Source organism: Myxococcus sp. AB025B (genome assembly GCF_006518215.1).
In the GTDB taxonomy this organism is placed as follows: Bacteria; Myxococcota; Myxococcia; order Myxococcales; family Myxococcaceae; genus Myxococcus; species Myxococcus fulvus.
This window is the reverse complement of sequence record NZ_SRLW01000113.1, coordinates 19648-28850: the sequence shown is the minus strand read 5'-3', so window position 1 is coordinate 28850 and position 9203 is coordinate 19648. Positions and strand designations below refer to the sequence as shown.

At 68.3% G+C, this 9203-nt stretch carries 8 protein-coding genes; 3 read left to right on the top strand and 5 right to left on the bottom strand.

Going from position 1 to position 9203, the window contains the following annotated elements; genetic code table 11:
* The first annotated feature begins 85 nt into the window (after positions 1 to 85).
* Positions 86 to 691 carry a PH domain-containing protein gene (locus FL311_RS20105; RefSeq protein ID WP_141327179.1) on the top strand — a complete coding sequence of 202 codons (606 nt, stop codon included), beginning with the start codon at positions 86 to 88 and terminating at the stop codon, positions 689 to 691.
* Positions 684 to 1439 carry a PH domain-containing protein gene (locus FL311_RS20100; RefSeq protein WP_141327176.1) on the top strand — a complete coding sequence of 252 codons (756 nt, stop codon included), beginning with the start codon at positions 684 to 686 and terminating at the stop codon, positions 1437 to 1439. The genes FL311_RS20105 and FL311_RS20100 overlap by 8 nt, the downstream gene beginning before the upstream one ends.
* An 803-nt stretch (positions 1440 to 2242) precedes the next feature.
* On the opposite strand, the gene FL311_RS20095 is transcribed toward FL311_RS20100, so the two are convergent.
* The 3 genes from FL311_RS20095 to ettA all read right to left on the bottom strand — a co-directional run bounded on the left by FL311_RS20095 (position 2243) and on the right by ettA (position 6689).
* Positions 2243 to 3871, bottom strand: a complete 1629-nt coding sequence (locus tag FL311_RS20095; RefSeq protein ID WP_141327174.1) for a LysM peptidoglycan-binding domain-containing protein — start codon at positions 3869 to 3871, stop codon at positions 2243 to 2245.
* Between the two features lie 533 nt (positions 3872 to 4404).
* Complete coding sequence (locus tag FL311_RS20090) at positions 4405 to 4860, bottom strand: hypothetical protein (protein ID WP_141327172.1); 456 nt, start codon at positions 4858 to 4860, stop codon at positions 4405 to 4407.
* A 149-nt stretch (positions 4861 to 5009) separates the two neighbouring features.
* The gene (ettA, locus tag FL311_RS20085; protein ID WP_141327170.1) at positions 5010 to 6689 is read right to left on the bottom strand and encodes an energy-dependent translational throttle protein EttA; all 1680 of its coding nucleotides are present in this window, start codon (positions 6687 to 6689) and stop codon (positions 5010 to 5012) included.
* Positions 6690 to 6881: 192 nt separating this feature from the next.
* Between ettA and FL311_RS20080 the strand changes: the two genes are divergently transcribed.
* Positions 6882 to 7265, top strand: coding sequence for a hypothetical protein (locus FL311_RS20080; protein WP_141327168.1), 384 nt, complete (start codon positions 6882 to 6884; stop codon positions 7263 to 7265).
* 110 nt (positions 7266 to 7375) lie between these two features.
* On the opposite strand, the gene FL311_RS20075 is transcribed toward FL311_RS20080, so the two are convergent.
* Together FL311_RS20075 and FL311_RS20070 are read right to left on the bottom strand one after the other, a co-directional pair.
* Complete coding sequence (locus FL311_RS20075) at positions 7376 to 8068, bottom strand: DUF4276 family protein (RefSeq protein WP_194869278.1); 693 nt, start codon at positions 8066 to 8068, stop codon at positions 7376 to 7378.
* Complete coding sequence (locus FL311_RS20070; RefSeq protein WP_194869277.1) at positions 8065 to 9198, bottom strand: AAA family ATPase; 1134 nt, start codon at positions 9196 to 9198, stop codon at positions 8065 to 8067. The genes FL311_RS20075 and FL311_RS20070 overlap by 4 nt, the downstream gene beginning before the upstream one ends.
* Positions 9199 to 9203: the final 5 nt, after the last annotated feature.

Genomic DNA, 9203 nt, shown 5'->3' with positions numbered 1-9203 from the left:
GGGGTGGACCGGTGTATGAAATGGGTGTCGGGTTCCCGCGTTGGGAACAGACAGTGACCGTCCGAGACACCCTGGTGAGCCATCCATGATTCCTGGCGGACCCGCCACCTCCTCGCGCCCGCCCCAGCACGCGATGACGCCCGCGAAAGCGGCCTCACCGTGGAAGCTGCCGGTGGTGCTCCAGCCCCACCAGAACCTCCTGGCCAACTACCTGCTGGGCTCGCTGCTGGCGGGGCCGGGCTTCCCCATCCTCGCGCTCATCCGGTACTTCAAGTACCGCACGCTGCGCTACGAACTGGACGAGGAGGGCATCACCATGCGGTGGGGCATCCTCTTCCGCCGCGAGGTGTCGCTCACGTACGCGCGCATCCAGGACATCCACCTGTCCAGCCACGTGGTGGAGCGCTGGCTGGGGCTCGCGCGCATCCTCATCCAGACGGCCAGCGGCAGCGCCCAGGCGGAGATCACCATCGAGGGCGTGCAGGACTTCGAGGCGATGCGGGACCTGCTCTACTCGAAGATGCGCGGGGCCCGGGACACGAAGGCGGACGCGCGGGTGAAGCCCGCCGCGCTGGTGTCCGGTGAGTCGGAGGCGCTGGCCGCCGCGCTGCGCGAGGTCGCCGCCGAGGTGCGCGCGCTGCGACAGGAGCTGGGCACGCCCGCCGTCACCCCGGGGAAGACAAATGGCTGACGTGCCCCATGCATGGCTGCTGCGCTGGCTGAAGGTGCCCTCCGAGCGCCAGCTCCCCGAGGGCACGGTGCGGGTGTTCAACGCGGCGCCCGCGTACCTGAACTACCGGCGGGTGCTGCTCGCGCTCAAGCAGGTGGGCGTGCTCGCGGGCACGGTGGTGGGCTGGTTGTTCATCAGTCGCTGGGTGCCGATGATGCTCGACTTCCCGTACACCCGGCCGGTCATGTACGCGCTCGAGGCGTTCGTGTGGGTGGGCTACCTGGTGATGTTCCCGGTGAGCTTCTTCGTCATCCGGCTGGACTACGAGCTGCGCTGGTACGCGCTCACGGACCGCAGCCTGCGCGTGCACGAGGGCGTCATGTCGCTGCGCGAGAAGACGATGACGTTCGCCAACATCCAGCAGATCTCCATCCAGCAGAACCCGCTCCAGCGGCTGCTGGGCATCGCGGACGTGAGGGTGGAGACGGCGGGTGGCGGCAGCGGCGCGCGCGGCAACGAGGCGGACCTGGACCCGGCCGAGCACCTGCACGAGGCGCGATTTCGAGGCGTGAGCGACCCCGAGGCGATTCGGGACGCCATCCTGGAGCGCGTGCGGATGCACCGCGACACGGGCCTGGGCGAGCCCTCGGAGCTCATCACGCGGCCCGAGGAGCCCGTCGCCACGACGTCCCCCGTGGCGGCCGCGAAGGAGCTGCTCGCGGAGGTGCGGGAGCTGAGGGGCACGCTCTCCGCGCGCCGCGCGACGTGAGCGTGGGGTCCAGGGAGCAGGTCGCGCCCGCCTCGCGCCGCGCGACGTGAGCGTGGAGTCCGGGGAGCAGGTCGCGCCCGCTCCGGAACGGCGACCCTCCCCGAGGTGACGGAGGCGCGCCGCACGGCGCGCGCGTCGGGCCCGACGTTGGGCCTCCTCGCGGCGAGGTGCTCGCCCTGAGCGGGGTCGAGCTTCTCGCGGCGAGGTGCTCCCGCGGAGCCGGGCCGAGCTCGTGCCGCGCCGCTTGCCCCGCATCAGGATGCGAGACAGGAACCAGGCCTCGTCGCGGCGAGGTGCTCGCCCTGAGCAGGGTCGAGCTTCTCGCGGCGAGGTGCTCCCGCGGAGCCGGGCCGAGCTCGTGCCGCGCCGCTTGCCCCGCATCAGGATGCGAGACAGGAACCAGGCCTCGTCGCGGCGAGGCGCTCGCCCTGAGCAGGGTCGAGCTTCTCGCGGCGAGGTGCTCCCGCGGAGCCGGGCCGAGCTCGTGCCACGCCGCTTGCCCCGCATCAGGATGCGAGACAGGAACCAGGCCTCGTCGCGGCGAGGCGCTCGCCCTGAGCCGGGTCGAGCTTCTCGCGGCGAGGCCCTCCCAAGGAGCCGGGCCGAACTCGTGCCACGTCGCTCGCCCCACACCGGGCGAGAGGCAGGGCCAGGCCTCGTCGCGGCGAGGCTCGTCCCTCGGCCCTGGCGAGCCAGGGGCCAGGCCACTCGCGGCAAGGCTCGTCCCTCGGCCCTGGACATGGAACAGCCCGGTCGACCCACCAGGGGCCGCCGGGCTGTCTTCGTCCATGCGACGCGGGTGATTACGCGTTCGGGCGGACCATCGTCACGTCGAACTGGCGGCCGACCACGTAGCCGTCGCGAGGACCGGGGCGGGTGAGGTTGCCCGTGTTGGGGTCCACGTAGAAGCGGTTGTTCGCGTTGGTGTCCGCGCCGCGGCTCTGGTTGCGGGTCGCCGGGTCGTTGAACGTGTAGTAGGTGCGGCCCTGCGCGTCCGTGCCGCGACCGGTGATGACCACGAAGTGGTCCGTGATGCCGTCCGCGTTGCCGACGTTGCGGCCCGTCCTGTGGTTGACGCCCACGACCACCGGCTTGCCCGCGGCCAGCTGCTGGTCGATGTAGTTGCGCCCGCGCTCCGCCGCCGCGCGGTCCACCGTGATGCCGTTGGGACCCTCGCTGGTGGCGACCTGGATGCGCTGGTCGACGCTCGTCACGTTGGCGCCGGCCTGGCGGGCCATCGCGGTGGCGGCGCGGAAGCACGCCTTGTCACCCGCGCGCTCCACCTGCGAGGCGTCGTACTGGCTGATCCACGGGGTGCGCGTCTGCACCGCGGCCCGGTCCGTGGCCGCCGCGACCTGCGCGGTGTCGCTCATGTCCGTGGGCGTCGCGCCCCCGGTCGTGGTGACGGGGCGCTCCGAGGACGGGCGCGGGCGGGGAATCGGCACGTTGTCCGGCAGCACCGTGTCCGACGTGGGACGCTCGGAGACCGGGCGCGGCTGGGGAATGGGGACGTTGCTCGGCTGGGCCTGGTCGGTGTTGCCGGTGCGGTAGCCGCGCGCGTCGAGCGCCGACACGAGCGCCGTCTCGCGGCGCGTCTGGTCCGCGCGCAGGCGGCTCTCGCTGTGGTCGAAGCCCGCGGCGCGCAGGACGCCCTGGTCGTTGCGGTACGCGTTCACGCGCGCGTCGATGAGCGAGTCGCGGGTGACGCCGCGCGGGTCCTGGGCCAGCTTGGGCATCTCGCGGTTGATGAAGTTCTGCGCGGCGCGAGGCGACTGGGTGTGCAGGTCGAAGAACGTGGACGCCAGCAGCGCGTTGTTCGGGTCCAGGCCCGCGGCGCGAGCGGCGCGCTCGTAGGCGGGGGTGGCGTTGGTCAGCTCGCGGTTCCAGATCTGGTCCGCGTGCTCGGGCGAGCGCGCACCGCCGCCCTGGTAGGAGAACGAGCCGCGGTTGTGCTTCGCGTTGCCCGGGTCCGTGTGGCCACCGTAGCTGGAGGTGGTGGAGCCGTCGGGGCGGCGGTTGCCCTCGGAGGTGCCGACGATGATGGCCGCCTCGGAGTTGGAGCCGCCGCGCGTGAAGGCGCCCAGGTCCTGGATGTTGCGGTAGCCGTTCTGCGTGCCGGACACGTTGTTGGACGTGATGCCCGCCGCCGCCGTGGTGCCCGCGTCGAAGGTGTCGCCCGGGGTCTGCGTCTGCTGGCGGCGCAGGCCCTGGTTGTTCTGCGCGGACGCCGCCGCCTCGAAGCCGTCCTGCTGGCCGGGCAGCCGCAGGGTGGCTCCCGCGCGAATCTTGTTCGGGTCCGCCAGGTTGTTGAGACGGGCCAACTCGTCGACCGTGGTGCCCTCGCGCTTGGCGATCTTCGTGAGCGTGTCCCGCTCCTGGATCTTGTAGCTGCGGGTGTCGCGCTCGCGGTTGCTGACGTTCCTGACAGACATGTGGATGGCTCCCTATGAGGTCCGACGCGCCCCTCCCCAATGGCTGTCAGCCGGGAAAGCGCATCAACAGACGCCAAACGGATTTTCCAGATCACCCACCCAAAGTTGCGAACCCACCCAAATTCACCTTCCCCTACAGAGGGAAACCACGCGCTCCCGCACCCCCGGTCCGCCTGTTAATGCGGTGCATTATCTGGGGAATTCCGGACAGCCCGTGACCTGATTGCCACACTCAATTTTCAGCCTCACGACTATTTTTTGACCCAATCACCTGCAATCACTTGCGGGTCGGGTGTCTGCTCTGGCCGACAGTGAGTCTGTCTTGACGCGACAGTCCCCGAGGGACGGCGCCCCGAGGGCAGTGGGAGTCGAAAGATTCTGCTCGGCTGAAATCGGCATCGAGCACCCGCGGGCGCTTCAAGACGCCACAGCCAGCGACAGGTCCCGGCGACTCAATCCCACGACATTCAAAGTTTCCGACCTCAATGAATGTCACGAATCGGTCAACCGGGGCCGTCGCGGTGCCACGGGGGTTACTGGCAGTTCGCCGGCTCCTTGCACGAGTACGTCCGGGTGACGCTGGCGCGGAAGCCATCCGTCCGGTTGGGGCCCAGCGGGATGCACTGGCCCAGGGTGTCGGAGATGTTGCAGCCGCCCGCCGGGCAGTTCGCCGCCACCGTGGAGGTCAGCAGCGTGCGCGCCTGGCTCATCGCCGCGCCGCAGGTGGCGCCCTCTCCCGAGCGCGTCGCCGTGTAGCGCGTGCTCCCGCACGTACACGCCGGAGGGCAATAGGTGCGAATGCCATCACACTCCACCCAGCCGCCGTTGTCCGGGCTGGAGGTGCACGTACTGCCCGCCGACGAGCACGTCACCGGAATCCCGCTCGGACAGGACTGCTCCACGCTGCACAGCGCCGCCTCGGAGGACTCGAGCACGCCCTGCTCCTCGCTCACGTCCCCGGCGTTGCACGCCGTCAGTCCAAACATCACGACAGCCACCACACTCAACAGCCCACGGGTTCGAAGGTTCATGCGCCGGGACGCTAGAACCCTCCGTGAAGCCACATCAAGAACCGAAAGGTCTCCACACCCTCTCTACCCGGAGAGAGTGGGAGACCTTCCCACGCACGGCCCGGCGCTCAGGACTTGGAGACGGGGCGGTAGCGGATGCGGTGCGGGTTGAGCGCGTCGGGGCCCAGGCGCTTCTTCTTGTCCGCCTCGTAGTCCTCGAAGTTGCCCTCGAAGAAGAAGGCCTTGCTGTCCCCCTCGAACGCGAGGATGTGCGTGGCGATGCGGTCCAGGAACCAGCGGTCGTGGCTGATGACCACCGCGCAGCCCGCGAAGCTCAAGAGCGCGTCCTCCAGGCTGCGCAGCGTCTCCACGTCCAGGTCGTTGGTGGGCTCGTCGAGCAGCAGCAGGTTGCCGCCGCTCTTGAGCATCTTCGCCAGGTGCACGCGGTTGCGCTCGCCGCCGGACAGGTCCTTCACGCGCTTCTGCTGGTCCTGGCCCTTGAAGGCGAAGCCCGCCAGGTACGCGCGGCTGGGCACCTGGCCCGCGCGGCCCAGGTCCAGGTGGTCCAGCCCGCCGCTGACCTCGTCGAACACGCTGTTGTCGCCGTTGAGCGCGTCGCGGCTCTGGTCCACGTAGGCCATCACCACCGTCTCGCCAATCTTCAGCTCGCCCGCGTCGGGCTTCTCCGTGCCCGTCATCATCCGGAACAGCGTCGTCTTGCCCGCGCCGTTGGGGCCGATGACCCCGACGATGCCGCCCGGCGGCAGCTTGAAGCTCAGGTCGTCGATGAGCAGCCGGTCGCCGTACGCCTTGCGCAGGCCCTTGGCCTCCACCACCAGCCCGCCCAGGCGGGGCGCGGGCGGGATGATGACCTCGCCCGTGGCGTCGCGCTTCTCCTGGCCCTGGTTGAGCAGCTCCTCGTACGCCGCGATGCGCGCCTTGCTCTTGGCCTGACGGGCCTTGGGCGACTGGCGAACCCACTCCAGCTCGCGCTTGAGCGTCTTCTGCCGGTGGCTCTCCGACTTCTCCTCCAGCTCCAGCCGCTTCTGCTTCTGGTCCAGCCAGCTGGAGTAGTTGCCCTTCCAGGGCACCCCCTCGCCGCGGTCCAGCTCCAGGATCCACTCGGCCGCGTTGTCCAGGAAGTACCGGTCGTGGGTGATGCAGACGATGGTGCCCTTGTACTCCTTGAGCGCCTGCTCCAGCCACGCGACGCTCTCCGCGTCCAGGTGGTTGGTGGGCTCGTCGAGCAAGAGCAGGTCCGGCTTCTCCAGCAGGATGCGGCACAGCGCCACGCGGCGCTTCTCACCACCGGACAGCTTCGTCACGTCCGCGTCGCCCGGGGGCAGCCGCAGCGCGTCCATGGCCATCTCGATGGTGCGGTCCAGCTCCCAGCCGTTCACCGCGTCGATGGCGTCCTGCAGCCGGCCCTGCTCGGCCAGGAGCTTCTCCATCTCCGCGTCGCTCATGGGCTCGGCGAACTTCGCGCTGACCTCGTTGAAGCGGTCCAGCGAGGCGCGAATCTCCTTCAGGCCCAGCTCCACGTTGCCCTTCACGTCCAGCGACGGGTCCAGCTGCGGCTCCTGCGCCAGGTAGCCGACCTTGGCGCCCGGGTCCGGCTTGGCCACGCCGAAGAACTCCGTGTCCACGCCCGCCATGATGCGCAGGAGCGTCGACTTGCCGGAGCCGTTTGGACCGATGACGCCAATCTTCGCGCCGGGGAAGAACGACAGGTAGATGCCCTTGAGGATCTCCTTGCCGTTCTTGACCTTGCGCAGGTCCTGCATCGTGAAGATGAAATTCTGGGCCATCTGGGGCTTCCTGCTCTGAGCGGGTGGGGGCTCGCGGATACCAGGGTGCAACAACGCACTCAAGGCGAGAGCGTCCCGCCCCTCGGCGGAAGTCCACTGCCCGCCTCACCTTCCCCTCTCCACCCCGCCGTGCTTGGCTCCCAGGCTCATCGCGTCCGGCACCACGACCCACTTCGCACCCCCGAGGTCGCCATGCGCCGCCTTCCCCTGTTCGCCGTCCCCTTGCTCCTGTGTGCCTGCCAAGGCCCCGAGGTCGCGCAGGACACGCCCGCCCCCACCCAGGGCGAGCAGCCTTTGACGACGCTCACCGGCACCATCCATTCCTGCAACATGCAGGACTTCGGACGCCCCACCTTCACGTGCGAGGGCATCATCAGCGGCGGCACCCCGCCCTACGGCTTCAACTGGGTCGGCGTCAGCAACGCCACCATCCTCACCATGCTGCCCATGGGCGACGTGCTGTCGCGCGCCAACGGCCGCTGCACCGCCGGCCTCCAGGCCCACGTCCAGTACATCGTCTGGGACTCCGCGGGCGCCTCCGTCACCACGGACATCTTCTTCCCCTGCACGGTGTGACCAGGGCGCACAAAGGACTCCAGCCCTTCATGCAAGCCTCCTGATGCCATTGCGTTCCAGCCCCACGGATCCGCCGGCGTGGGGGAGCGCGGCGGGTCATGCACCCGCCTTCACTGCGCCTCACTGACGGCCAAGGACTCCAACTTCGTCACCCAGGCATCGAACCTGGGACACACGGCCCGCAGATGTACGAGCCCGGCTCCCGCCACGGCGAGGGGGCCGTGGAGGGTCTTCCGATAGCTCGGAATCCTTGCCAGGAGTCGCTTGGACGGCGCGGTCTGGGCTCCGTCGTTCACGTCTTCGGGGGCCAGCTTCGCGAGCTCCGCGCGAAGCTGTTCGAGCCCACTCACGTCAGCGGGGTCGTCGAGGAGTTCCACCAAGGCATCAAGGCTCGCCAGCACCAAGGCCTCGAACTCGTGACGCTGAACATATGGAATGAAGCGGCGGTCCTCGAACTGCTGGAACATCACCTCCTCCAGCCGCAGCGCGCGCTGATGGGTGTCCTTCAACGCGGACAGCATCTGGAGCTGGGGGAAGTCATCGGGAATCCCGTAGAGGTCGATGAGCGTGGTGAACGCGACCTCGCCTCCAGGATGCTCGCCCATCAGGCGCATCAAGTCCCTGTACCAATGTTTCCACCGCCCGCCGCCCTTGCCGAGAATGGCTCCCGTCTGCATGTCCCGCCGGGTCCTCACGATGATTGGTACCGCGAAGATTGAATGCGCCTGAAGGTGCGGAACCAGGACCTCCTTCACGAACCCTTCTTCCGTGGGCCCCTCGACCACGACATAGAGGCGCTTCACGGACGGCCTCCGAGGACGTTCTTGTCGAAGAGTTCGGACAAGCTGTAGTCCTCGAGCCAGCTCTTGAGTCGTTCCGGGTCGAGATGTTCGAACGTCGTCGCCCCATGGGTCCGCTCCGTGACGACCACCTCAGAAGGGTCGAAGAGGTCGAGCAGCGCAGGCGACTGGGTGGCCAGCAGGATCTGGACATGCTCGCTGGTCGAGCGGACCAGGCTTGCGAACAACGTCAGCGCCGCGGGGTGGAGCCCTAGCTCCGGCTCGTCGATGCTGAGAAACGCAGGGAGCGACTGAACGGGCTGGCCGAGCGCCGTGAACAACGCGATGCAGCGCAGGGTCCCATCCGAGAGGTGATGCGGGCCGAAGAGCTGGTCTCGCTCATCCAGCCAGTCCAGTCGAACAGCCGAGGTCTCTGGGCGCGAAGGGTCAACCAACGAGGGCTGGAGGTTCTTGATGAACGGTGCCACACGTCGAACAAGTTGATTGATGCGCCGCCACGCGACCTGGTGAGCGGGCTCTTCACTCACGGAAAGAGCCCTCAAATACGCTGCGAGGTTACTGCCATCGGAGCGCAGGAAGTTAGTATCCTCCTGCCGAGAGTTCTGACGAAGCGGGGCTGCAAGCGACGTATCGTGGAAGTGGAAGAAGTTCGTCTTCGCAAGCCACCAGCGGACGGTTCTCGCTGTCCTATTGCCGGGCTCGGTCGCTGCCATTTCCAGCAACGACTCCTTGTGCCCCGCCCCCAATGAGGTGACTTTGAATGCGTCACCTCCTATGGGGCGATGTTCCACGGTCTCATCCAGGTAGAGCAAGGCGTCCCCCGCCGCATATCCCAGCCGTGCGCCGTAGGCGTTGGCCCCCGTGCCCTGGAACTCCAGCCGAACGTCGATTTCCTTCGTCACCTTGGGGCCGTAGTGCAAGAGGGCGGAAGCCCCTCCCGCCTCTCCGACGTAACGACGTAGCGAGCCCGTACGCATCAGGGCGACCATTCGAAGCAGGGAAAGCAGGTTGGACTTGCCTGCACCGTTCGCACCGATGAGCACCGTCACCCGCCCTGGACACAAATCGACACGCTGAAGCGACCGGTATCCCTCCACCTTGATACGAGTGATGGACTTCTTCTCCGGCTCCATGTGTC

Bases quoted from the DNA above. Each gene is read 5' to 3' on its own strand.
- FL311_RS20095 (WP_141327174.1), bottom strand. From the start codon at position 3,871: ATGTCTGTCAGGAACGTCAGCAACCGCGAGCGCGACACCCGCAGCTAC.
- FL311_RS20100 (WP_141327176.1), top strand. From the start codon at position 684: ATGGCTGACGTGCCCCATGCATGGCTGCTGCGCTGGCTGAAGGTGCCC.
- ettA (WP_141327170.1), bottom strand. From the start codon at position 6,689: ATGGCCCAGAATTTCATCTTCACGATGCAGGACCTGCGCAAGGTCAAG.
- FL311_RS20105 (WP_141327179.1), top strand. From the start codon at position 86: ATGATTCCTGGCGGACCCGCCACCTCCTCGCGCCCGCCCCAGCACGCG.
- FL311_RS20080 (WP_141327168.1), top strand. From the start codon at position 6,882: ATGCGCCGCCTTCCCCTGTTCGCCGTCCCCTTGCTCCTGTGTGCCTGC.
- FL311_RS20070 (WP_194869277.1), bottom strand. From the start codon at position 9,198: ATGGAGCCGGAGAAGAAGTCCATCACTCGTATCAAGGTGGAGGGATAC.